The organism is Corallococcus sp. RDP092CA (assembly GCF_041903675.1).
In the GTDB taxonomy this organism is placed as follows: Bacteria; Myxococcota; Myxococcia; order Myxococcales; family Myxococcaceae; genus Corallococcus.
The window spans coordinates 1-23,155 of sequence record NZ_JAYESI010000004.1; the positions used below are offsets into that span (position 1 = coordinate 1).

Genomic DNA, 23,155 nt, shown 5'->3' on the forward strand with positions numbered 1-23,155 from the left:
CGGGGCGTGCTCGACTTCCTGACGGACTCGCTGCGCGCGCACCGCCGAGGTTTGCAGCCACCCTCACTGCTACCTCTCGCGGAGGCCCCTCAGCTCGCGCACGCAGCGTGAGCCGGTGAACGGTTACTAGCGCCCCAGGTCGAGCGAGAGAGACCTCTCCGAGTTCCGACCGGAGCCGCGCTCCGAACGGGTGACCGCGCGCAATCCGGCGGGGCGGCCCGTGGCAATGTTATCAGGCCTGGACGATGGACTCCCGGCCGCGACGGATGCCTCTCGTGGCATTGCGCGTATCCACGACCAGCTGGGCCTCTGACACGACCCGCTCATAGTTCACGCTGGAGTGGTCGGTGAGGATCAACACCGCGTCATACTCCCCGAGCTGGTCGTATTCGAGCGGCACCGAGGCCATGTCCAGGGTGAAGCCGTGGCCGGGTTGCAGCCTGTCGATGTAGGGGTCGTGATACTCGAGCCGGGCGCCCTTCTGCGCGAGCAGCTGGAGCACCTGGAGCGAGGGACTCTCTCGCAGATCGTCCACATCCTTCTTGTACGCCACCCCCAGCACCAGCAGCCGGGCCCCCTTGAGGCTCTTGCTCCGGTGGTTGAGCGCCTCCATCGTGCGGGCCACCGTGTAGCTGGGCATCTGTGAGTTGATCTCACCCGCCAGCTCGATGAAACGCGTGTTGAAGCTGTACTGGCGCGCCTTCCACGTGAGGTAGAAGGGATCGATGGGGATGCAGTGCCCCCCCAGGCCTGGCCCCGGGTAGAACGGCATGAATCCGAAGGGTTTCGTGGAGGCCGCGTTGATGACCTCCCAGACGTCGATCCCCATCCGCTCACACAGGATCTTCAGCTCGTTCACCATGCCGATGTTGACGGCGCGGAAGATGTTCTCGTGGAGCTTGGCCATCTCCGCCACCTTCATGGAGGAGACGGGGATCACATTCTTCAACACCGAGGAGAAGAGCTGCTGAGCCACCTCCAGGCACCGGCTCGTATGGCCGCCCACGAGCTTGGGAATGGTCCGGGTGTTGAAGTCCTTGTTTCCCGGGTCCTCGCGCTCAGGGCTGAAGGCCAGATGAAAGTCGACGCCAGCCTTGAGCCCCCCCCGCTCCAGGATGGGCATCAGGACTTCCTCGGTCGTCCCCGGATACGTCGTGGAAACCAACACATACAGTTGGCCGGGCCGCACATGCGGGCTGAGCATCTCTCCTGCCTGGATGACATAGCTCAGGTCCGGCTCCCGTGAGGCGTTCAAGGGCGTCGGGACGCAGATGATCATGCAGTCCAGCGCCGGGCACACCGAGGAATCCACGGTGGCCGTCAACCTGCCCGAGGACATCAGCGGCGCCAGCTCCTCGGAAGGGATGTGGCGGATATAGCTGTGCCCCCGGTTGAGCTGCTCGACCTTCGCCGTATCGATTTCCAGCCCCGTGACCTGGAAGCCAGCCTCCGCGAACGCCATCCCCAGTGGCAGCCCCACGTATCCCAGCCCGAGAATCCCAATCTTCGCCTGCTTCGTCCGGATCGATTCCGACATCGTGATGCCTGGATTCATCCCTCGGTCCCCCTGCTTCGTCCCGTGAAACCTCTAAATCAAAAACACCTCCATATGTTCGACAAACCGACTCATTTTCAAGGGTGTAAATGTATTCCTACCCTCGAAGTGGGGACAAACCAGACACGACATCTTCCAAGCCGAGCCTGGAATCACAGTCACACCCACCGTATCAAGTGAGTCTGTGCAACGAGACTGGGTTGGTTCTACAAACGCCATGTCAGGCTGAAAGCCAGAGGAGGGCTGTCCAAGCGCGAGCCAGACAGCAGCGCCCCCCGGCCACGCATGGCCCGCAAGCGGGCGCGCTCTGTCAGAAACCCAACAGGTAGCTACCAGGATCAAACAGAATTCCACGAACTCCTGTCCGGCTTCGGCGGTGTATCCAGGGACATCATGGCCCCACAGAGGCCCCGCTGTGGACCGGGCACACACACCCCGCCGGACTCCGGGCAGGCCTGACCCTGCTCTTTCTCAATCTCCCAAAAACATATGGATATGCCTCGGGGGCGTCGTTCTCACCAGGAATCCGTTGCCACGATGGGCAGCCGAGACATCAGCGCCCCCTCGCCAATGACTGCGAAACCATGTACTCCTGGTGAAATTGGCGGGAGATGAGCAAGCGCGTCCCGCCCCATTCGCTTATCAACCACAACCGTCAAGGACCTGCCTCATGTTGTCACGCCTCCGGAGCTCGCCCACGACCGCGACGCTGGTCGTCGCGCTGGCCATGTTCACGGACAGCCTGGTCTTCTCCCTGCTGGTCCCCATCCTCCCTTCGTATCTGGACAGGCTGGGCGCCACCCAGGCCGCGGTCGGCCTGCTGTTCGCCATCTTCGCCGTCGCGCTCCTGCTGGCCACCCCGCTGATGGGCATGCTGTGCGACCGGATCGGCTACCGCGTCCCCATGCTGGTTGGCCTGTTCGGCCTGGGCATCACCACGCTGTCCTTCGCCTTCCTGGAGTCCTACTGGGCGCTGCTCTTCGTGCGGGCAGTGCAGGGCGTCGCCAGCGCGGCCACGGCCACGGCGGGGCTGGCCCTCCTGGCGGCCGCCTACCCCGCGGAGAAGCGCGGTCAGGCCATTGGCCTGGCCATGGCCGGCAACGCCATGGGCACCCTGCTGGGGCCTCCCGCAGGCGGGCTGTTGTTCGACTGGGGAGGCCATCAGGCCCCCTTCCTCGTCGCGGCGGGACTGGCGCTGCTCGACGGCGTCGGCCGGCTGGTGCTCATCACCCCCCCGGCCACCCCGAGGGAGACGCAGCTGTCGGCCCGACGAATCCTCGGCATCCCGGCCGTCATGGAGGTCCTCACCCTCGTCGTCCTCGGGGCATGCGGTCTGACCCTGCTGGAGGCCAACCTGCCGCTCCACCTGACGACCCACCTGGCGCTGCCCCCGCTCACCATCGGGCTCATCTTCGCCGTATCGACCATCGCGTTCGGCGTCGCGTCCCCCATTGTCGGGGCCCTGTCTGATCGCTGGGGGAGGCTGCGGGTCTCCTACCTGGGGCTGGCCCTGACCGCCGCGTGCCTGCCACTCGTCGTGATGCAAGACAGCGTGGCGCTGGAGTTCGTCACCATGGCCGCGGTGGGCATCGCCGTCGGCATTGCCATCACCCCCACCATGCCGGCCCTGACGGAGATCATCGACAAGGAAGGGGGCGCCGGCGCCTATGGCATCCCGTCCAGCATGTTCAACATGGCCTGGGCGCTGGGGATGATTGGGGGGCCTGTCGCCGGAAGCGCCCTGGCGCAGTCGGTCGGATTGAAGACCGCCCTGCTCGTCATCAGCGGCCTCTTGATGTCCTTTGTCATCGGGAAACGCCTGCTGGCCCGGGGCATTCCCGCGTCCCGGCTCCCTCCAACCTGAGGCGGACTCCGCGTGCGGGCGCCCAGAACCCCATACGTTCTGTACATCACGACACCTGAAAGGCTTCCATGAGCTGAATTGAATTCCTTCTCAAGACGCACCTCCGCCGGAGAAACGATGAGCGCGCAGATCAGTGCCCTGTCCAGGTATCGCGGTTTCAATCACGCCTCCGCGACCCTGCCGGAAGTCCTCCGGAACACCGCCGCCCATTGCTCCGCCAAAGGCATCACCCACCTGCTCCCGGGCGACGCGTCCGAGGACTTCCAGTCCTACGCGGAGCTGCTGAAGCAGGCCGAGGACGTCGCGCAGGTCCTCTATGCCAAGGGGCTCCAGCCGGGGGATCCGCTCATCTTCCTCGTGGACTCCTCCCGGATGTTCCTGACGGTCTTCTGGGGATGTGTCCTGGCCGGGATCGTCCCGGCCCCCCTGGCGCCCCCGGCGAGCGCCAGCCCGGACGCGCTCGAGGCCCAGCGGATCTTCAATGTCTGGAAGGTGCTCGGCTGTCCCATTCTCTGTGATTCGAGGCATGACGAGACCTTTGGCGTCCTGAGAGCGCTGCTGGGGGACGCGGGGAGGCTCCTCACGGCGGAGGAGCTGCTCGCCGAGGCGACCATCAGCCCGGCACGGCGCCAGGAGCTGCCCCGGAGCTCCGCCGGGGACACCGTCATCCTCCAGTTCTCCTCTGGCAGCACGGGCACGCCGAAGGGCGCCCTGCTCTCACACGCCAACCTGCTATCCAATGCCCGCGCCATGGCCGCAGGGCTGCACGTCCAGCCGTCCGACAGCCTCCTGGCGTGGCTGCCCTATTTCCACGACTACGGCCTGTTCGGCTGTCACCTGATGCCGCTGCTGGCGGGCCTCCACCAGCACAAGATGGCGCCGCAGCACTTCGCCCGGCGGCCCTACCTGTGGATGGAGAAGATCCACCAGCACCGCATCACCCACACCTGCTCCACCAATACCGGGCTGGAGTACCTGCTGAAGTACCTCCAGGCGAAGAAGGGCCGCGTCCCCGCGCTGGAGCTCTCCTGCCTGAAGTCGTTCTCCGTGGGCGCGGAGATGGTGTCGGTCTCCGCCTGCGAGAAGCTGGCCGAGGTGCTGGCGCCCAGCGGCTTCACGCCCCACGTCTTCGTGCCGGGGTACGGCCTGACGGAGACCACCATGGCGGCCGCGGCCCACCCCCTGGGTGAGCCGCTGCGCGCCGTCCGCGTCGACCGTCAGCGGATGATCCGCGACGGAGCCATCGTCTACCGCCGGGAGCCGGGCCCGGACGTGGCGGAGTTCGCCTGCATCGGCCCGGCGGTGGACGAGTGCGCCGTGCGCATCAGCGGGCCCGACGGCGCCCCCCTGCCGCCCCACCAGCTCGGCATCATCGAGGTGCGCGGACAAAACGTCTTCGAGCGCTACTTCAACACCCCGGAGCCGGCCGTGAGCGCGGACGGGTGGCTGTCCACGGGGGATGTGGGGTTCATGGACGACGAGCGCCGGCTCACCATCACCGGGCGGGCCAAGGAGATGATCCTCGTCCACGGTCAGAACTACTACCCCTTCGACATCGAGCAACTGGCGCTGCAGGGCGCCCCCGCGGACAAGCTGCGGCTCATCGTCGTGTGTGGCTTCCACGACCCCCGCGTGGGGCGCGAGCGGGTGGTGCTCTTCTATGTGCCCCACCACATCTCCAAGGACGAGGACGCGGCCGACTTCCTGCGGGCCATGGGCGACCGCGTCAACACCCTGGCGGGCTTCCCCATCCACCACTTCGTCCCCATCACGCAGAAGGAGGTGCCCAGGACCACCAGCGGCAAGGTGATGCGCCGCGCCCTGGCCGAGCAGTTCATCGCCGGGGACTTCGATGAGCGGTGCGAGCGGCTGGACGCGCTGCTGCGCAAGCAGCGGGCCGCCACGGACGCCGGCGAGCTGGATCCCGAGCAGGTGGTCCGCGCCGTCTGGTCGGAGGTCCTGGAGGTCTCCCCCGAGCAGCTGACCCCCACCACCGGGCTGTTCCACCTGGGAGGGGACTCCATCAAGGCCATGCGCATCCAGGGCCGCCTCGAGGCCCTCTTCCAGACCCGCCTGGAGAGCAACTTCAGCTACATGCACCCGCTGCTCAGGCAGCAGGTCCAGTTCTTCCAGCAGCTGGACCGCTCCATCACGCCTCCGCAGACGGAGTTCGAGGTCATCCTGCGCAGCCTGGTGGCCTCCGTCTTCAAGCTCCCGGCCGAGTCCCTCAGCGTCACGGAGGAGCTCGTCTCCAAGGCCCGGAAGCTGTCCGATGTCCTCCAGCTCATGACGGAGGTCCAGCGCATCTTCTGCGTGAAGGCGCTGCCCTCCGGGTTCATGGACCTCAAGACGATCCGCGAGATGGCGGCCTGTCTCTGGAGGGAGGTCATCGAGTCCAGGCGCAGCGGCGCCGAGCGCGACAAGCCCTTCCCGCTCATGAACTTCCAGGAGACCCTCTACTTCCACCGCAAGGGCATCGTCCGCAACGAGCCCTCGGGGCTCAGCTGCTACATCCTCCTGCGGCTCGACGTGAAGGGGGACCTGCGGCAGGACGCGCTGGACCGCGCCTTCGACGCGCTCATCCGCCGGCACTCCATCCTGCGGGCCATCGTGGACGAGGCGGAGGACCGCCCGCGCTTCCGCATCCTCCCGGAGGTCCCGCCGACGCGCTCCGCCTTCTACGACATCAGCCACCTGTCGGAGGCGGAGCGCGAACGCCACCTCACCCGGAAGGGACGCGACCTCAACGACCACCGCTTCCCCATCGACACCTTCCCGATGTTCCGCTGCGAGGTCTACAAGGTCGGGCCCGAGACCTTCACGTTCCTCTTCAACATCGACCACCTGCTGGTGGACGGCTACAGCTTCATGCAGCTCCTCAATGAGCTGTTCTCGCTCTATGAGCAGGGCCTGGGCCAGCCCCAGGCCCCGGCCCCCGCGCTCACGCTGGAGTTCCAGGACTACGTCCTCATCGAATCCATCCGCCAGCGGACCCCCGAGTACCGGGAGTCGATGGAGTTCCAGTTGGAGATCTTCCGCGATCCGCCGCCCAAGGCGAACCCGCCGCTCAAGCGCAACCCGGCGACGCTCCCGGAGGTCCAGTTCGACACGCACTACCGGCGCGTCCCCGCGGAGCTGTTCCAGAAGCTCTTCCGCCTGTGCGGAGAGCGGGAGGTCAGCATCAACTCCCTGCTGCTGGCCACGTACTTCAAGCTGATGAACATCTGGTGCCGGCAGGATGACCTCATCATCAACATGCCCGTCTTCAACCGCGAGCAGTACTTCTCCGGGGCGCGGGAGGTGCTGGGCAGCTTCATCGACATCTTCCCGGTCCGCGTGCGCACGCGCTTCGAGGAGCCGGTCATCGAGGTTGCCCGCCGGGTGGAGGGCTTCACCCGCCAGTTGCTCCGGGTGCCGGTCTCATCCATCGAGCTGTCACGCCTGCTGGCGGAGCGGGCCCAGCGGACCGCCACGTCGCTGAGCTCCATCATCTTCAGCAACTCCATCGGCGTGCACTCGACCGACGACCGCGCCTTCCAGCACCTGGAGATCAGCCGGCCCGAGTTCCGCACCGGCGCGCCGGGGACGTACATCGACCTGGTCCTGTACGACTACCATGGGGAGTACTTCTTCAACTGGAACTACGTCCGGAGCCTGTTCGACCCGGAGTTCATCGAGACGCTGGCCTGGCAGTACGAGACCCTGTTGCAGCAGCTCTGCGACCAGCTCGAAGGGGGCCAGCTGGACGCGGCCTTCACCGGGCGGGGCCTGATGTCTCCGCGCCACCAGCGGCTCCTCACGGAGCTCAACCAGACCACCGCCGAGCACCCCATCGACACCCTCCACGCGCTCGTGGAGCAGGTGGCGGACCGGATGCCGGACCGGCTGGCCATCACCTTCCGGGAGGAGACGCTCACCCACGGCGAGTTCCAGCGCCGCGCCCGCCAGCTGGCGCACCTGCTGCGCGCGCAAGGGGTGCGCCCCGGCCAGTTCGTGGCCCTGCTGCTTCAGCGCAGCGCGGACCTGCTCGTCGCCCAATTGGGCATCCTCCTGGCGGGCGGGGCCTACGTGCCCATCGACACGGAGTACCCGCCGGAGCGCCTGCAGTACGTCCTGAAGGACTGCCAGGCCCACGTCCTCATCACCGACACCCGCGCCCTGAAGAACGTCCAGGGGCTCCAGCACCACCTGAAGCACATCCTGCTGCTGGACACGGACGCGCCCCCCGCCTCCAGCCCCATCCCGGTGGAGTTCCTCGACCGCGGCGACCTGCGGCGCTTCCCGGAAACGCGGCTGTCCCAGGGCGCCAGCCCCGAGCATCCGGCGTACATGATCTACACCTCCGGCTCCACCGGGAACCCGAAGGGGGTCATGGTCCGGCACCGGAACATCCTCAACTTCCTGCACTGGGTGCGGCAGGAGTTCCAGGTGCAGCCGGAGGAGCGCTTCGCGCTCGTCTCGTCCTACGCCTTCGACATGACGCTCACGAGCAACTGGGTCCCCTTCCTCACCGGGGCCTCGCTGCACGTGCTCTCCGAGGAGGACACCCGGGACGTCCAGACGCTGCTCACCTTCATCCGGGACAAGGAGATCACCTTCCTCAACGTGACCCCGTCCCACTTCTCGCTGCTGGCCAATGCGCGGGCCTTCATGTTCGAGGACCCGCTGCCCCTCTTCCCGCGCATGCGCATCATGCTGGGAGGCGAGGTCATCAACGTGAAGGACCTCAACCTGTGGCTCCAACTGTACCCGGAGCACCGGTTCATCAACGAGTACGGCCCCACGGAGACCAGCGTCGCCTCCACCTTCTTCCGCATCCCCGTCGCGGAGAGCGGCAAGGTGGAGCTGGAGATCGTCCCCATCGGGAAGCCCGTCTACAACACCCAGGTCTACATCCTGGATCCGCTGGGCAACCCCTGCATGCCCGGCGTGCTCGGAGAGCTGTGCATCGGCGGCGAGGGCGTCACGCTGGGCTACTTCAACAAGCCCGAGCGGACGCTGGAGGCCTTCGTCCCGGATCCGTTCGCCGGCGACGGCCAGTGGATGTACCGCACGGGTGACATGGCCCGCGTGCTGGATGACGGCAACATCGAGTTCCTGGGGCGCCAGGACTTCCAGATCAACCTGCGGGGCTACCGCATCGAGGCCGGCGAGGTCGAGAGCGCCCTGCGCGAGTTCAGCGCCATCATCGAGGCGGTCGTCACCACGCGGCCGGACGCCATCGGCAAGCAGGCGCTCGTCGCCTTCTACACCGCCCAGGGCGGCCCCATCGCCGCCCAGGAGCTGCGCGAGTTCCTCCGCGCCAGGCTGCCCGCGCACATGGTGCCTGCCCACTTCCACCATCTGGAGCGGATGCCCACCTCGCCCAGCGGCAAGCTGGACTACAAGAAGCTGCCGGCGCTCCACCTGGAGGGCTCCGAAAGCTCGCTCGACTACGAGCCGCCCCAGACCGACCTGGAGAAGCGGCTGGCGGTCCTCTGGGAGGAGGTGCTCGGCGTCTCCCGCCCGGGCATCCACGACAGCTTCTGGGACGTGGGCGGCGACTCGCTGAAGGCGATGCGGCTCATCCTGCGCATGAAGCAGGAGGGGTTCGCCCACTTCGGCCTGCGGGAGGCGTTCCACTACCAGACCATCGCGGACGCGGCGCGGCTGCTCGACTCGCGCGCGGCCCAGGGCTACACCGCGCCCTCCCTGCCTGGCGGGCACGAGGAGCTCTGCACCCGGCTGCGCGGCCCGAGCCGTCCTCGCGCGCGCCTGCTCTGTGTCCCCTATGCCTGCGGCAACGCGACGGCCTTCGTCGACTTCGGGCGCCATCTGCCCGCCGACATCGAGCTCGTGGCGGTGAACGTCTCCCCCATGGAAGGAGGCGCCGACCCGTCCATCCACCACTGGGCGGAGGCGCTGCGGCGCCACCTGGGGACGTACGCCGACGGCGTCCCCACCCTGCTGCTGGGGTACTCCTACGGCGCGCACGTGGCGATGGAGCTGACCCACCTGCTGGAGAAGCAGGGCACGCCGCCCGCGGGCCTCATCCTCGTGTCCGCCAATGCCCCCGGCGTCCGCCGTGAGCTCCAGTTGGTGGTGTCCTCCTCCAACAGCGACATCAAGGCGTACATGCAGCGGGTGTACCTGGCGGACTTCTCCGCCTGGCTGGAGCAGGAGGGCGAGCGGTACCTCCGGATGCTCCGGCGACAGTCCGCGGCGATGCTGGACTACGCCTTCCCCCCGCAGAAGCTGTCCACGCCGACGCTGGTGCTCGTGGGCCGCGACGAGGAGGACCTGGAGGCCCGGGACGCCATGCCCGCCCTGGCCCGCTGCTTCACGCGGGGCCGGCTGGAGGAGCTGCCCGGAGGGCACATGCTCATCAGGACCCACGCCTCGGCGCTCGCGGAGCGGACCGCCGCGTTCGCGCGAGACCTGTCCGAGGCGAGCCGTCAGACGGCCTAGCCCGTCCACCAGGAGCATCCATGAGCGTCCGCATCGGCATCGTTGGTGGCTACGGCAGGGTCGGTCTCGAAGTGGCGGGCTACCTGCTCGCCAGGACGTCGCACGAGGTCCTCCTCGGCGGACGCGCGTTGGAGCGCGCGACGCGGGCGGCGGCCCCCCTTGGCGAGCGCTGCCAGGGGCGGGAGGTGGACACGGGCGATGATGCCTCGCTCGACGCGTTCTGCGGGGCCTGTGACGTCGTGGTGAACTGCGCCGGCCCCGCCACCGTCATCCTGGATCGGGTCGCTCGGGCGGCGCTCCGGCGGGGCATCCACTACGTGGATCCAGGGGGGTATGATCCGCTGTACGCGCGGCTGCGCGAACGGCGGGGCGCGCTGGAGCGCGCGGGCCTGCGCTGTGTCATCAACGCGGGGCTCTTCCCGGGCTTGTCGGGCGCCTATCCCCTGCACGTCATGAAAGGGCTGGACGCGGTGCACCGGCTGGAGTGCGCCTTCATCGGCCGGGACGCGTGGAGCTACGGCTCCGCCTATGACATCGCCGTGAGCCTGGGGGACTTCGGCGCGGAGCACGGTCCGGCCTACTGCCAGGACGGGCAGGCGCGAAGGGTGGGGCTGCGCTCGGCCTTCAAGCGCGTGGAGCTCCCAGCCCCGCTGGGAGCCCAGTCGCCGATGCTGGTCTTCACCGAGGAGCTGCGCCTGCTCGCGGAGGCCCAGAAGATCCCCGCAGTGTACGGCTATGGCACGAACAACGGGCGCTGGACGATGCTGGCCATGGTCGCCGTGAAGCTGCTGCGCCACTACCGCACCGAGAAGCAGCGGATGCGCGCCGCGCGCCTCATCGTGTCGGCCTCGAAGCGGGACATGGCGCGCGGCGCGCCGTGCTTCGCCATCCACGTGGAGGCCCGCGGGCTGCGCGGCGGCCAGGAAGCCACGGTGGGCGGCACCTGGCTGTGTGGCGATACGTACCGGGCCACGGGCGTCATCACGGGCTTCGCCGCGAAGCTCGCGACGGAGGGGGGGCTGGGCGGCCCCGGCCCCCGGATGCTGCATGAGGCCGTCGACGCGGGCGCGCTGCTCCGCGAGCTGCGCGCCTGCGGCCTCCCCGGCACGTCCGCGCTCAAGGAGGCCGCATGACGGCACGCAAGAGGGTCCTGCTCGTGGGAGGGACGGGCGCCACGGGCCGCCGCATCGCGGCGGACCTGCGGAGCGCCTGTCCGGAGGTGGCGCTGTGCGTCGCCGGTCGGCGTCCTCCCCTGCCCGGCCTCCTGCCGGAGGGCGTCACCTTCGTGGCGTTGGATGTCGAGGACCCCGGGGCCGCGGCGCGGACGTTCCGCGAGCACGACCTCGTGGTGCTCGCGCTCGGGCCCTTCGAGCTCCATGGCGGCACCATCCACCGCCTCTGCATCGAGGCGGGGACGGACTGCGTGGACATCAACGACTCCTTCGAGGCAGCCGAGCGCATCCTCGCCCTGGACGCGCTGGCGAAGGAGCGGGGCGTCCTGGTGGCCACGGGCATGGGGCTCGTCCCCGGGCTCTCCACGCTGCTGGTGATGTCTGCGCTGGAGGAGACGCCTCCGGGCGCGCGGGAGGTCTCCGTCCGGCTGTTCATGGGCGCGAAGAACGGCGGCGGCAGCACCAGCCCCTACACGCTGCTCGCGGGCTTCCGTCCCCGGACCGCGGAGCTGCGCGAGGGCCGGATGGAGCAGGTGCCCACCCAGTGGGGGGGCCCGGAGCTGCACTACGACTTTCCCGGCTTCGGCGCGGCCCCCACCTTCCATTTCTCCTGCCCGGAGAGCCTCACCCTGGCGCGGGCCCCCCGGCCGCGCGCCGCCGGGCTGCGCCGGGTGAGCCACCGCTACCACGTGCAGTTCTTCCCCTTCCTGATGGCGAGAGCGTTCGCGGCCCTGCCCCTGCTCAGGACGCGGCCGGTGCTCCAGCGCTACAGCCGGATGCTGGCGGGGATGCATGGCGTCACGCGGGACAGGAAGGGAAGCCTCGGGCTCACCTCGCTGGTGGTGGACTGCAAGGGGGAAGGGGCCCGCCGGCGTCGCTTCGTGAGCGGCGAGGCGCTGAGCGCCTACCACCTGACCGCCTCCTTCGCCGCGATGGTCGTCGAGATGCTGCTGGACCGGACGCTGCCCCGACCGACCGGCGTGGCCAGCTTCGAGGACCTCTACGCGCCCGAGCTGCCCTTCTCGGAGTACCTCCAGCGCCGCAACATCACCCTCCAGAGCGAACCATGAGCGCCGCATCCCAGTCCGTCCCCTCCCCGGCGTCCCCGGGCCTCGTCGCAGCGCCCTGGATCCACTCCGCGCCGAACCACGGCCAGTGCTGGTACAGCGTCCCCAAGCCCCGGTGGATGGGCAAGGCGCAGTTGCGCTGCTTGAAGGAGTCGCGGCTCTACCAAGCGCTCGCCGGACACTCCAAGCTGCTGCTCGTCCATCGCATCCTGTGGCGCTGGCGCCAGCACGGCCGGGAGGCGCGACCGCTGCGGGAGGCAGGGCCCGCCAGCCTGAGGCCGCTGCTGAGGGAGTTCACCCTCTTCAGCGCGGGCTACACGGAGCTGCGGGAGCTGCTCGGGCACGAGCGGGCCCACGCGCTGTACAGCGAGATGTTCCTCGCCACCGGCGAGATGGAGATGGACTGGCTGTGGCCCTCCGCCGAGACCTTCCTCGCGGGGCCGGAGCCCCTGGACGGCCTGCTGGACTACTGGACCGCCTACCTGCGGGCCTATGAGCGGATGGCGGTGCACGAGGTCCTCCCGGTCGAGAGGGGCCCGGGCGCCGCGCTGGCGCGGACGACCGTGCGCGGCAGCCTGTTCCACGACGTGTTCCACCGCCTGGGCTGCCCGGAGCTGTCGCCGCTCGTGCACCGGATGGAGGTGGCGGCGCTCAACAAGCTGGGCGCGCCCCTGGGCGTGTCGGTGAGCGTGGGCTGCCGACAGCACGGCGCCACCTGGGAATGCGACTTCGTCTTTCACCCACAGGAGGGCCCTTCCGTCGCGAAGGGCCCCTAGGAGAGGGAATCATGCAGCTGTCAGCACTGGAGGAGACCGCCTGGCTCACCATCTACTGCCAGAGCGTCGCGGGCGAGCGCTACGCGCTGAACAAGGCGTTCGCGGACTGGATGCTGGAACAGGTGGGCAAGCCCTCCTTCGCGGAGGGGCTCGCGTGGAGGACCGTGGACGGGGTGGCGCTGCGCTCATCGCTCCTGGACGGCCTCATCGAGGAGGAGCTGCGCCGCCTCCAGGCCACGGGTGAACGGGTGAGCTATTGGTCCCTGGGGGCCGGCTTCGACTACCGGTGGGACCGCTTCCACGCGTACCTGGGGAGCACCATCCACGAGTACCTGGAGTTCGACCAGCCCGCCCTGCTGGAGAGCAAGGCCCGGCTGCTCCAGGACTCGCCCTTCCGGCAGAAGTACCAGCAGGTGCGGCAGCACCCGGGCAACCTCGTGCATGGACTTCCAGACAGCCTGCCGGCCACGAGCGGACCGGTGCTCGTGGTGCTGGAAGGCGTCATCGACTACCTGGGGCGTGAGGACAAGCTGCGCCTGCTGGGTGCCATCAAGGCACGCGCCCCCCGCGCCGTCGTCGTGATGGACGCGATGAACCGGTGGGCCGTCGACATGAACAACCGGAAGTCCTCCGAGGCGACCGGCAGCAAGAAGGTAGGGTTCTCCTGGGCCCCCGAGAGCGTCGAGGACTTCTACCGCGCCGAGGCGGGCTATCAGGTCCTCGCGCTGCGCTCACTCTTTCGGGAGCTGCTGGTGCGCAAGAACCGCCTGCTGCGCCTGCTGCCGCTCCCCGCGCGGATCGACAAGTGCTCCTGCCTGCTCAAGCTCTCCGCGAGCTGATGCGCGCGCGGCGGAGGGGCCTGCGCGCCCTGGCGCGCTTCGCGGCGGTGCTGGGGCTCGGCCTGGGAGCGCTCGCGGCGGCGGGCGCCACGTGGCAGTCCTTCGCCAGCGAGGCGGACCGCGCCCGCCACCCGGCGCCGGGACAGCGGGTGTCCATCGGGGGGCGCCAGTTGCACCTCCACTGCCTGGGCGAAGGCCAGCCCACGGTCCTCCTGGAGGCCGGCATGCCGCGCGTCTCCGGGGAATGGGCGCGGGTCCAGGCCGCGGTCGCGGCATTCACCCGGGTCTGCGCCTATGACCGGGCAGGCTATGGGTGGAGCGACCCCGGCCCGGACGTGCGCTCCCCCAGCCAGGCCTCGGAGGACCTCCACGCCCTGCTCCAGGGCGCGGGCGTCGCGCGGGCGGTCGTGCTGGTGGGGCACTCCTGGGGTGGCATGCTCGCGCGCTACCACGCCCTGCGCTTCCCCGAACAGGTGGCGGGGCTGGTGCTGGTGGACCCGCTCCCGGACCACTACGTCGAGCGCATGTCCCCGCCGGAGCGCGAGGCGTGGGACGCCACCGTGGGCATGTTGCGCGGGCTGGCGCTGGCCGAGCGGCTGGGGGTGTTCCGCCTGCTCCAGGGCCCCGCCCTGGAGCGCTCGGGGGACGCGCGGCGCCTGGCCCGGCTCCCCCCGGAGGCGCGGGAGTCCATTCTCGCGGCCATGCGATGCACAGGCTTCTTCCGCACGGGGCTGCTCGAGCGAGAGGTGGGACCGCGCCAGATGGAGGAGCTCCACCAGCGCGGAGGGCTCGGGGCGCTGCCGCTGAGCGTGCTGGTGGCAGGACAGGACAAGCCCGCGTGGCAGGTGGAGCAGACCCTCCAGCTCGCGGCGCTGTCCTCCCAGGGGGAGGCCCGGCTGCTCCAGGAGGCCGGCCATGAGCTGCCCGCCGAGCACCCCGAGGCCATCACGGAGGCCATCCATCGCATGGTGACGAGGCTCAGGCGGGACCCGCTCGCCGCCCCCATCCCGCCCTGAGGCCCCTCACTCCAGGGGACGTCCCCCGGCGCGCTCGACGTGGCGACAGACCCACTCGACCCCTTCCGGGTTGCCCGACACCACGAGCAGCCGGTTCGGGTCGTTCGGGTCCTTGAAGCGCACCACGCGTCCCCCCGCCTCCTGGACGATCAACGTGGGCGCGGCCGCGTCCCAGACCTCCATCGCCGAGTCCACCACCACCGCGGCGACACCCGTCGACACGAGGTAGTGACCGAACGCGTCCGTGTAGGCGCGGAAGAACTTCAGCCCGTCCTCCAGCTCCCGGTAGAGCGCTCCGTAGCCGCCCAGCTCGAAGACGTAGCGGTCGCTGTGGCAGACGATGGACTGCTCCGGGCTGAACTTCTCCTGGATGGAGAGCCTGCGCCCGTTGAGCCACGCGCCCTGCCCGACGCGGGCGGTGACGCGCTGCCCGAGCATGGGCAGGTCCACCACCGCGACCTGGGGCACCCCTCGCCGGCACAGGGCGATGAGCGTGGAGGAAAAGGGCAGCCCGTTGATGAAGGAGACCGTCCCGTCGATGGGGTCGATCATCCAGCAGTACTCGGCCTCGGTGCGCTCCGCGCCCAACTCCTCTCCGATGACGCCGTGCTCCGGGAAGGCCGCGGTGAGGACCTCCCGGATGGCGCGCTCCGCGGCCCGGTCCGCGTCCGTCACCGGCGAGTCGTCGTGCTTGATGAAGACCTCGCGCCTGCCCCCGAACGCCTCCAGCAGGACGAGTCGGGAGCGGTCCGCGGCCTGCTCGGCGATCTGCGACGCGTGCTTCAGGTCCATGGCCAGGCTATCCCGTCATTCGCTCGAGCAGCGTGTTGAACCGGGCCTTCACGTCGGCGCTCCTGAAGAAGCGCAGCCGCTCGATATAGCCATTCGTGAGCAGCTTCTCGCCCTGGAACTCCTCGAGCTCCGCCGTGTAGCCCAGGAACTTGAAACAGAGGAAGCGCATGGCGTCAAAGAGCAGCGCGCGCTCCTCCGGGGACACCTTGCGCTGGCGCAGATAGCCCGTCAGCAGGGACTCGACGAGCTCCAGCTCCATCGACCCCTCCTGCTTGATGGAGAACTCCATCATCACGAGGGCCAGGTCGTAGAAGCGCACGCCCCAATAGGAGTCGTCGAAGTCGATGAAGCCCACCAGCTCGCCGTTCCGGACGATGACGTTCTGGTAATACAGATCCGCGTGGACGACGCCCCTGGGCAGGCCGATGTCCCGGAAGACGGGCCCCAGCGCATCCCAGTCCCCCTGGAGCTCCCGCGCGACCTCCTCCCCCTCCGGGCCGAGCGCCCGCAGCCGGGCGAGGTTCTTGAGCGCCAGCTTCTCAATCAGCGGGTAGTCCGCGTTGGGCTTGCCGCCCTTCGGGGTAAAGCCATCCAGCAGGTTCTCCATCTCCGCCAGCCGCGCCCCGACCTGCACGCACAGCTTCGGCGCGATGTCGGCCTGGGCCAGCACCTCCCCCTCGATGAACTGAAGGACCACGAAGGCGCGGCCCGCCACGGACCCCAGGTGGTTGCCCCGCGCGTCGGCGAAGGGGCGCTGCACGATGAAGCCAGACCTGCTCAGGTGCTCCAGGATGGAGAGCTCGAACTCGATGCCGGCCCGGTCCCGCTCCTGGTTGTAGATGCGGAGCAGGTACACGCCGCGCTCGGTCTCCACGGCGTAGTTGGTGTTGATGATGCCATTCGCGCACAACCGCAGGCGCTTGACCTTCCCCAACCCATACCCCTCCAGGGCCTCGGCGACCTGGGGGAGCTCCACTCGCACCACCTCGTTGATCCTACCCATTTTCAGCGCTTCTCCTGATGGACATGCACCTGTGGACGACAGGCTCCCGCTCAGGCGGGAGCGGACCGGACCGCTTGCTGGTAGGCCTCATGCACCGTCCTGCCAGGGCCCCCCACCAAACTCATATAGAAAGCTGGCGCGCCGCCCCAGCGCAACTTGGAGGCTCGCAGCGCGTCGGAGTGGGAATACCCCAGGTCCACGACCTGATGCCCCCGCTGAACACATGCACGGAAGGTCTCGTGCAGCATCAGGTAGTTGGGTGAGAGGCCGGCCGAGTCCCGGTCCCAACCATTCAGGTAGTACGCGACCCGGGCTCCGGAGCACAGGAACACGCCCACGGAGAGGAGCCGCTCCCCCTGCCAGCAACCCATGCCCAGGAAGAAGCCCTCTCCGGCGGAGAAGAGGGCCTGCAACAACGCGCGCGGCGTCTGGTAGCTGGCGTTCACGCGGGCCTGCGTCTGCTGGATCTGCGAAAGACACACCTCGAAGTCCTGCGGCCCCAGCGGCCGGGCCGTCAGGCCATCCTTCTCACACCTCTTCAACATGTTCCGCACATTGCCGCTGTAGACCTTCGGGAGCGCCTCCGCGGTGGAAGGGAGGGGTTGCAGCGTGGTCGCCAGCCCCGGCACATGCGAGGGAAAGAGCTTCTGCGGACTCGGGCTGCTGACGAAGCGCCGGCAGCCCAGGCCCAGGGACTGCTCCACCGCGCCCAGCACCTCCAGCTGACGGGACAGGGGGAGGCCGGCCCCCAGCGACTCGTGGAACACCCCGCCGTAGCCCACGTGGCCGCAGAGGAACCCGTCGCGCGCCAGCGCGCTCCCGGAGAGGACGGGGATGAAGTAGCGCGCCTCGTCCACGAGCGTCAGCACCTGGAAGCGGCCTCCGAAGGCCGCCTCGACGCTCCGTCCCCAGGCCGCCGTCTGGTACGGCCCACCCCCCAGGAGCGTCGGGACGAGCTCGTCCCAACGCTCGCCCGGGAACTCCTCGACGCGTGTCATGGCCCTTGCCTTTCTTGCCGCGCGGAGCGCGCCGCTGGAGCGGCGCGGAAGCTCCGCAGCGCGCGGATGACCCATTCAATCTGGGCCTCGTCATGCCAGCCCCGGCAGGGGATGCACAGCGTGCGCATCCAGAGCGCCTCGCAGCGGGGGAGCGCCGAGCGGGCGAAGCGCTGGAAGCGCGAGAGCCGGTGCAGCGGGTAATAGAGCCAGGTGCTCTCGATGCCCCGCGCGCTCAGGTGCGCCGCGAGCGCCGGCCGCTGCTCCGGGGGACAGAGGAGCGTGAAGAAGTTGGGGAGGCCCCGCGCGTAGGCCGGCACGACCGTCACGCCGTCCACGTCGCGCAGCGCTTCCACGTACCGCCTGGCGAACCGCCGCGCGCGGAGCCCATACGACTCCAGCAGGGGCAGCTGCGTGAGCAGGAGCCGGGCGCTCAACCCGTCCATGGCCGTGAGCTTCACGTCCGACGGGTAGGCCTCCAGCGCGTCCACGACGTCCGTGAAGCGGAGGGACGACGCGCGGACGGACGAGGACACCCGGCTCGCCCTGTCCACCGCCAGCAGCGCCAAGGCGTCCCGCCGGCGGCGCCGTGGCGCGGGTCCCAGCTGCCGCCGCAGCGGCTCCACCAGGGCCCGGTCCCGGCAGACCAGGGCCCCGCCTCCGCCCGCGAAGAGCGGCTTGTGCCGGCCGAAGCTCAGCACCCCGAAGTCTCCCCAGGAGCCCAGCGGCCGTCCCTCTTCCGACTCCCCGAAGGCCTGGGCCGCGTCGTCGATGAGCGCGACGCCCGCCTCCTGACACAGCCGCTGGAGCGCCCCCGCGGCGGCGCCCAGCCCGAAGACGTGCGTCATGATGACCGCGCGCGTCCGGGGCCCCAGAAGCGGACGCACCGTGTCCACCGACAGGTTGAACGCCTCGCCCACGTCACAGCACACCGGGACCATCCCCGCGCCCAGGACCGCCTCGATGACGCTCGGGCAGTTGAACGAGCAGAGGATCACCTCATCCGTGTCCCCCCGCTTGAGCGCCCGCAGCGCGAGCGTCAGCGCGCAGGTCCCGCTGGACGTGAGCAGCACCTGCCCCCGTCCGCCCAGGCGCTCCGCGACGTCCGCCCCGGCCCGCGCCAGCAGCCCCCAGGGCGCCTCCTTCGCCGCGGTCCGCCCCAGGGACACCCGGAGCAGTTGGGCGAGCGACCAGGGCACGGGATAGAGCGGGACGCGGATCCGCGCGGGGAGCGGGTTGTAGCGCGTGCGCTCCCGCATCTGCTGACGGGAGCCTGCGTCCACGGCCGGGCTCATGGGGCGAAGAGCTCCAGGAGGGTGGCGGAGAGCGTCCAGGCGTACTGCGCCAGCTCGTCCTCCGTGACGTACTCATCCGCCCCATGCGCCCGGCGCAGGTCCCCGGGGCCGAAGACCACGGAGGGAATCCCGAAGGCCTCGAAGAGCCGTGCGTCACACGGGCTCGGAAAGTGGTCCACGGTCAGCGGCGTCCCCCCCGGGACGCCATTGCGCACCAACGCGTCACATAGCGGGAGGTCCGACAGGGAGCTGCCCGCGAAGCGGATCCCATACGGCTCCACCGTGGGCAGCCGGTCGCACCGGCCCCGCAAGCGCTCGGCCATCAACCGCCGCAGCTCGTCTATCACCTGCTCCAGCGACAGGCTGACCGGCAGCGCCGCCGTCACCCGGAGCTCCGCCGAGCTCGCGGGAACCGCCGCGTCCGAGCCGCCCGACATTTCCCCATACATGATGTACCGGGAGCCGGGATTGGCGCACCGCTCCCCCACCCAGGCATCCAGCTCCTCCAGGCACAGGCTCACCACCGCCAGGAGCTGGTTCGCGTTGTCGTAGGGCCTGGCGAAGACCATGTGGACGGGGCGCCCCTCGCACACGACCTTGAACTGATGGAACCCCCGCGAGCCATGGCAGACCACGCCGCCGGTGGGCTCGCCGATGAGCGCGATGGCGTCCCGGCGCCTTGGCGTGGACATCAGCGACCAGAGCGTTCCATTGCCTCCAATCTCCTCGTCCACGACGAGCTGCACCTCGATGCTGCCGCGCTTGCCCAGCCGGCCCATGACCTGCTTCAGCGCGAACAGGAAGCACGCCACCCCCCCCAGCATGTCCGACGCGCCACGGCCATAGATGCGCCCGTCCCGCAGCGCCCCGGAGCGCCACAGCCCGGCGTGGGCCCACTGGCCGGGTCCCGTCACGAACTCCACGTCCAGGTGCCCGTTGAGGATGAGCGCCGGCCCCCCCGGCCCCAGCTCCGCCCTGCCGACGAGGTTGAACCGCTCGCCCTTGCCGTAGTCGCTGAAGCGCCCGCCAAAGGCGGTGACGTCCACGTAGTGCGGGGACTCGCGCAGCCGCGCATGGTCGATCCGCTCCCACGTCACCTGGAGCCCCAGGGCTTCCATCTCCCGCGCGCAGATGCGCTGCGCCTCGAGGATCCCCTCCGAGTCGTAGATGGGGTGCGCCTGGATGAGCGCTTGCAGCAGCGCGACCAGCTCCCCGTGCCTGGGAGCCGGGCTTTCGAGCCGCGCGAATCCATCCTCGTGTCGTGCCTGGCTCATCGGTGCACTGGGGAGTCTTCCATGAGGGTCCGACACCAGTCCGCGACCTGGAACGCCATCTTCCGGAACCGGTAATCCGTCTCACGGATCTCCAGCGTGGTCGCCTTGGCCTTGCTCCGGCAGATGTGCGCGAAGGCCTCGCGATACACGGACTCCGGGACGTCCGCGTCCCAGGGCGGCATGCCCTCCACGCACCGCGTTCCCCGCCGGCGGGACGCCACGCCACGGAAGGCGCTGAAGTGGTAGTGGACGATGTGGTCCCCCAGCGCCAGGAAGTCCATGTAGCCCGCGGGCTGCACCCGGGGGTACTCGTCCAGTTCGTCCAGCTCGTTCGCCAGGAGCTTGCTGGCGACAAAGACAGAATAGCTGTAGTGGCAGAAGTCCCAGGTGATGCCCACGTTCCCGCCGTACAGCCCCTCGAAGTCGTGGGGGAACACCAGGACGGGATCCAGCTCCTCGGCGTCGTTTCCGTGGATGGGCATGTTCTCCAGCCCCACCCAGAAGCGCGCCCCCCGGGTCCGTTGCTGGAGCTCCTGCGCGAACTCCCGGTACTGCTCCCACTTCCGGGCCGGGTCCAGCCGCCGCCACTCGTCCGTCGGATAGATGAGGTTGGAGTGCAGCACGAGCCCATCCATGCCGCACGCATCCACCAGCTCCAGGCTCTCCCAGACGCGCTGCCGGACCAGCGGGTCCTCCAGGTAGTTGCAGTCATTGACCGGGAAGTGGAAGGTGTAGCTCGCGGGACGGTGCTCGCGGGCGATGCGCAGCGTGTTCGCCTGGACCTGGCGCCACACCTCGGGATCCACGATGTCCTGGCGGTCGAAGAGTGACGCCTCCACGCCGAACCCCTGCTCCAGGGTCGCGGGAGAGAACTGCTCCATGCGGCTGGCCAGGAACGGGATGGAGAGGATCATCGTACGGCCCCACACAGCTCGCGGAGGGCCGAGATGACCTTCGCCTGCTCCGCGTCCGTCAGACCGTAATACATGGGCAGGCTCACCAGCCCCGGCGCGACCGCGTCCACGACGGGAAACCCAGCGCCACGCACCAGGGGGAGCGACTCAAAGGCCGGCTGCCAGTGCAGGGGCGTGTAGTGCACCTGGAGGCGGATGCCCCGGGCCTCGAAGAACTGGAACACGGCGGCCTTGGACAGGCCCAGGCGCCGCAGGTCCAGCTCCACCGGAAATAGATGCAGCGCGGACGTGCGGCGGGGGTCCCTGGGGTGCAGGGTGACGGGTCCCAGTCCGGCGAGCTCCTGGCGGTAGGTGCGCGCCAGCGCCTGCCGGCGGGCCAGACTCTCATCCAGCCGCTTGAGCTGGACCAGGCCCACGGCGGCGTGCAGCTCCGACATGCGCAGGTTGAGCCCGGGCTCCGCGACCTCGTAGTACCAGGGGTGCTGGACGCCCCGCTCGTCGAACGCCTGCTCCTTCCTGGCGAAGCCGGAGCGCTGCATGTTGTGGCTACAGAAGAGCCGCAGCCGCTGGAGCAGCGCCTCGTCGTTGGAGAGGATGGCGCCCCCCTCTCCCGTCCCCAGGCTCTTCGTGGGGTGGAAGCTGAAGACGCCCGCCCTCGCGGAAGGGTGGTTGCCCGTCAGGGCGCCGCCCGGGAAGTTCCCCAGCAGCGCGTGACAACTGTCCTCGACGAGCAGCGCCCCATGGGACGCCGCCACCCCGGCGAGCGCGTCCATGTCCGCGGGGACCCCGGCGAAGTGCACCGGGTTGATGATGACGGCCGCGTAGCCGCTGGCCCGGGTCCGCAGCACGTGCTCCAGGGCGCGCGGCTCCATGTTCAGGGTGTCCGGCTCCACGTCCGTGAACGCGACATCGAAGCCCAGCAGGCTGGCGCTGGCCGGCCCCGCCAGGAAGTTGAGCGCCGAGGTCACGTAGAGGACCTTGCCCTCCTTCGGCTTGAGCAGGTGGAAGAGGGCATACAGCGCCACCGTGCCGTTCGCGACGCAGACGACGCCCTTCGCGCCCATCCGCTCGCGCAGCCCCTCCTCGAACCGCTGCACACGGGGGCCCGTCGTCCACCAGCCCGACTGGATGACCTCCGTGAGCGCGTCCGTCTCCTCGGAGGTCCAGAAGGGCTTCGAGTACGGGATGAAGTCCTGGCTCAAGCGCCGTCTCCCTGCTTGCCGTCGCGGACCCACTCCAGCGTCCGCCGGATGCCTTCCGTCAGGGAGGTGCTCGCCTCGAAGGGGATCTGCCGCGCGGCCTTGGCCACGTCCGGGATGCGGCGGAAGACCTCGAAGCTCAGGTTCCGTCCGACCTGCGTCGCCCCGAAGGGGACGACCTCCAGGGGACTCTGGCTGTTGGCGATCTCCCGGATCCGCTGCGCCAGCGTGGAGATGGTCACCGTCTCCTTGGAGCCGATGTTGAAGATTTCAAACGGGCGCTGCTGGGGCGCGAAGGCCGCGGCGACGATGCCCTTCGCCGCGTCGTCGATGAAGGTGAACGTCCGTGTCTGGGCGCCCGTCCCATGCACCTGCAGCAGCGAGTTGGAGATCGCGCCCCGGCAGAAGCGGACCATGACGAAGTCCTCGCGCTGCCCGGGCCCGTACACGTTGAACAGACGCACCACCGTGGCCACGGAGCCGGTGCGCTCGGCGAACTGCTGCGACAGCCGCTCCCCCTCCACCTTGCTCTTCCCATAGGCGGACTTCGGCTGTGGCACGTCCACCTCGCGGAACTGCTCCGCCTGCCCGTCGCCGTAGATTTCAGAGGAGGACGAGAAGAGCAGCCGCTTGATGCCGTGCGCCTCCATGGCCGCGAGCACGTTGCGCGTGCCCTGCACGTTGGTCTCATAGACCAGCGCTTCGTCCTTCTGACACGCCTCGACGCCCAGCATCGCCGCCAGGTGGAAGACCCGGTCGTGGCCCTTCATGGCCCGCGCCAGCGCCTCCGCGTCACCGATGGAGCCCTCCACGAAGTCCACCGCCAGGCCCTGGGGCGGTTTGAGATCGAAGACAGTGACCTGGCAGTCACCCCGCTGGAGCAGGAGCTTGAGGACGTTGCTTCCGACGAAGCCGGAGCCCCCCGTCACAAAGATTTTATTCACAGC

At 69.2% G+C, this 23,155-nt stretch carries 16 protein-coding genes; 7 read left to right on the forward strand and 9 right to left on the reverse strand.

Translation table 11 applies throughout. The annotated features are described in order from the left end of the window. Nucleotides 1-232 precede the first annotated feature (232 nt). On the reverse strand, nt 233-1,537 hold the full coding sequence (locus U8525_RS06085; protein ID WP_374262322.1) for a nucleotide sugar dehydrogenase: 1,305 nt from the start codon (nt 1,535-1,537) through the stop codon (nt 233-235). 688 nt (nt 1,538-2,225) lie between these two features. Between U8525_RS06085 and U8525_RS06090 the strand changes: the two genes are divergently transcribed. The 7 genes from U8525_RS06090 to U8525_RS06120 all read left to right on the forward strand — a co-directional run bounded on the left by U8525_RS06090 (nt 2,226) and on the right by U8525_RS06120 (nt 14,736). Further along, on the forward strand, nt 2,226-3,419 hold the full coding sequence (locus U8525_RS06090; protein ID WP_374262325.1) for an MFS transporter: 1,194 nt from the start codon (nt 2,226-2,228) through the stop codon (nt 3,417-3,419). 117 nt (nt 3,420-3,536) lie between these two features. Continuing rightward, nucleotides 3,537-9,866 (forward strand): amino acid adenylation domain-containing protein, encoded by a 6,330-nt coding sequence (locus tag U8525_RS06095; protein ID WP_374262328.1) that lies wholly within the window; start codon nt 3,537-3,539, stop codon nt 9,864-9,866. Between the two features lie 20 nt (nt 9,867-9,886). Further along, nucleotides 9,887-10,999: a saccharopine dehydrogenase family protein gene (locus U8525_RS06100; protein WP_374262331.1), complete on the forward strand. Its 1,113-nt coding sequence runs from the start codon at nt 9,887-9,889 to the stop codon at nt 10,997-10,999. Then, entirely contained in the window at nt 10,996-12,108 is a 1,113-nt protein-coding gene (locus tag U8525_RS06105; RefSeq protein WP_374262333.1) for a saccharopine dehydrogenase family protein, read from the forward strand. The genes U8525_RS06100 and U8525_RS06105 overlap by 4 nt, the downstream gene beginning before the upstream one ends. Beyond that, the gene (locus U8525_RS06110) at nt 12,105-12,881 is read left to right on the forward strand and encodes a hypothetical protein (RefSeq protein ID WP_374262335.1); all 777 of its coding nucleotides are present in this window, start codon (nt 12,105-12,107) and stop codon (nt 12,879-12,881) included. The genes U8525_RS06105 and U8525_RS06110 overlap by 4 nt, the downstream gene beginning before the upstream one ends. 11 nt (nt 12,882-12,892) lie before the next feature. After that, the gene (locus tag U8525_RS06115) at nt 12,893-13,720 is read left to right on the forward strand and encodes a class I SAM-dependent methyltransferase (protein ID WP_374262338.1); all 828 of its coding nucleotides are present in this window, start codon (nt 12,893-12,895) and stop codon (nt 13,718-13,720) included. Then, a complete protein-coding gene (locus tag U8525_RS06120; protein ID WP_374262341.1) occupies nt 13,687-14,736 on the forward strand; it encodes an alpha/beta fold hydrolase in 1,050 nt (349 codons plus the stop codon). Before U8525_RS06115 ends, U8525_RS06120 begins: the two co-directional genes overlap by 34 nt. A gap of 6 nt (nt 14,737-14,742) precedes the next feature. Here the strand turns inward: U8525_RS06120 and U8525_RS06125 are convergent, their stop codons facing one another. Genes U8525_RS06125 through U8525_RS06160 form a run of 8 tightly spaced genes read right to left on the reverse strand, consistent with a single transcriptional unit; the run spans nt 14,743 to nt 23,152 of the window. Continuing rightward, nucleotides 14,743-15,528, reverse strand: a complete 786-nt coding sequence (locus tag U8525_RS06125; protein ID WP_374262344.1) for an inositol monophosphatase — start codon at nt 15,526-15,528, stop codon at nt 14,743-14,745. A gap of 7 nt (nt 15,529-15,535) precedes the next feature. Next, the gene (locus U8525_RS06130; protein ID WP_374262347.1) at nt 15,536-16,531 is read right to left on the reverse strand and encodes a homoserine kinase; all 996 of its coding nucleotides are present in this window, start codon (nt 16,529-16,531) and stop codon (nt 15,536-15,538) included. A gap of 50 nt (nt 16,532-16,581) precedes the next feature. After that, nucleotides 16,582-17,529 carry a GNAT family N-acetyltransferase gene (locus U8525_RS06135; protein ID WP_374262349.1) on the reverse strand — a complete coding sequence of 316 codons (948 nt, stop codon included), beginning with the start codon at nt 17,527-17,529 and terminating at the stop codon, nt 16,582-16,584. After that, nucleotides 17,526-18,821, reverse strand: a complete 1,296-nt coding sequence (locus tag U8525_RS06140) for a DegT/DnrJ/EryC1/StrS family aminotransferase (protein ID WP_374262352.1) — start codon at nt 18,819-18,821, stop codon at nt 17,526-17,528. Before U8525_RS06140 ends, U8525_RS06135 begins: the two co-directional genes overlap by 4 nt. After that, nucleotides 18,818-20,095 carry a M20 family metallopeptidase gene (locus U8525_RS06145; protein WP_374262354.1) on the reverse strand — a complete coding sequence of 426 codons (1,278 nt, stop codon included), beginning with the start codon at nt 20,093-20,095 and terminating at the stop codon, nt 18,818-18,820. Before U8525_RS06145 ends, U8525_RS06140 begins: the two co-directional genes overlap by 4 nt. Then, nucleotides 20,092-21,009: a hypothetical protein gene (locus U8525_RS06150; RefSeq protein WP_374262357.1), complete on the reverse strand. Its 918-nt coding sequence runs from the start codon at nt 21,007-21,009 to the stop codon at nt 20,092-20,094. The genes U8525_RS06145 and U8525_RS06150 overlap by 4 nt, the downstream gene beginning before the upstream one ends. Then, nucleotides 21,006-22,211, reverse strand: a complete 1,206-nt coding sequence (locus U8525_RS06155) for a DegT/DnrJ/EryC1/StrS family aminotransferase (protein ID WP_374262360.1) — start codon at nt 22,209-22,211, stop codon at nt 21,006-21,008. Before U8525_RS06155 ends, U8525_RS06150 begins: the two co-directional genes overlap by 4 nt. Continuing rightward, nucleotides 22,208-23,152 carry an NAD-dependent epimerase/dehydratase family protein gene (locus tag U8525_RS06160; protein ID WP_374262363.1) on the reverse strand — a complete coding sequence of 315 codons (945 nt, stop codon included), beginning with the start codon at nt 23,150-23,152 and terminating at the stop codon, nt 22,208-22,210. Before U8525_RS06160 ends, U8525_RS06155 begins: the two co-directional genes overlap by 4 nt. Nucleotides 23,153-23,155 lie beyond the last annotated feature (3 nt).

Coding starts and splice junctions, on each gene's coding strand:
- U8525_RS06115 (WP_374262338.1), top strand. CDS start 12,893: ATGCAGCTGTCAGCACTGGAGGAGACCGCCTGGCTCACCATCTACTGC.
- U8525_RS06125 (WP_374262344.1), bottom strand. CDS start 15,528: ATGGACCTGAAGCACGCGTCGCAGATCGCCGAGCAGGCCGCGGACCGC.
- U8525_RS06150 (WP_374262357.1), bottom strand. CDS start 21,009: ATGATCCTCTCCATCCCGTTCCTGGCCAGCCGCATGGAGCAGTTCTCT.
- U8525_RS06140 (WP_374262352.1), bottom strand. CDS start 18,821: ATGAGCCCGGCCGTGGACGCAGGCTCCCGTCAGCAGATGCGGGAGCGC.
- U8525_RS06130 (WP_374262347.1), bottom strand. CDS start 16,531: ATGGGTAGGATCAACGAGGTGGTGCGAGTGGAGCTCCCCCAGGTCGCC.
- U8525_RS06145 (WP_374262354.1), bottom strand. CDS start 20,095: ATGAGCCAGGCACGACACGAGGATGGATTCGCGCGGCTCGAAAGCCCG.
- U8525_RS06135 (WP_374262349.1), bottom strand. CDS start 17,529: ATGACACGCGTCGAGGAGTTCCCGGGCGAGCGTTGGGACGAGCTCGTC.
- U8525_RS06085 (WP_374262322.1), bottom strand. CDS start 1,537: ATGTCGGAATCGATCCGGACGAAGCAGGCGAAGATTGGGATTCTCGGG.
- U8525_RS06095 (WP_374262328.1), top strand. CDS start 3,537: ATGAGCGCGCAGATCAGTGCCCTGTCCAGGTATCGCGGTTTCAATCAC.
- U8525_RS06110 (WP_374262335.1), top strand. CDS start 12,105: ATGAGCGCCGCATCCCAGTCCGTCCCCTCCCCGGCGTCCCCGGGCCTC.
- U8525_RS06100 (WP_374262331.1), top strand. CDS start 9,887: ATGAGCGTCCGCATCGGCATCGTTGGTGGCTACGGCAGGGTCGGTCTC.
- U8525_RS06090 (WP_374262325.1), top strand. CDS start 2,226: ATGTTGTCACGCCTCCGGAGCTCGCCCACGACCGCGACGCTGGTCGTC.
- U8525_RS06105 (WP_374262333.1), top strand. CDS start 10,996: ATGACGGCACGCAAGAGGGTCCTGCTCGTGGGAGGGACGGGCGCCACG.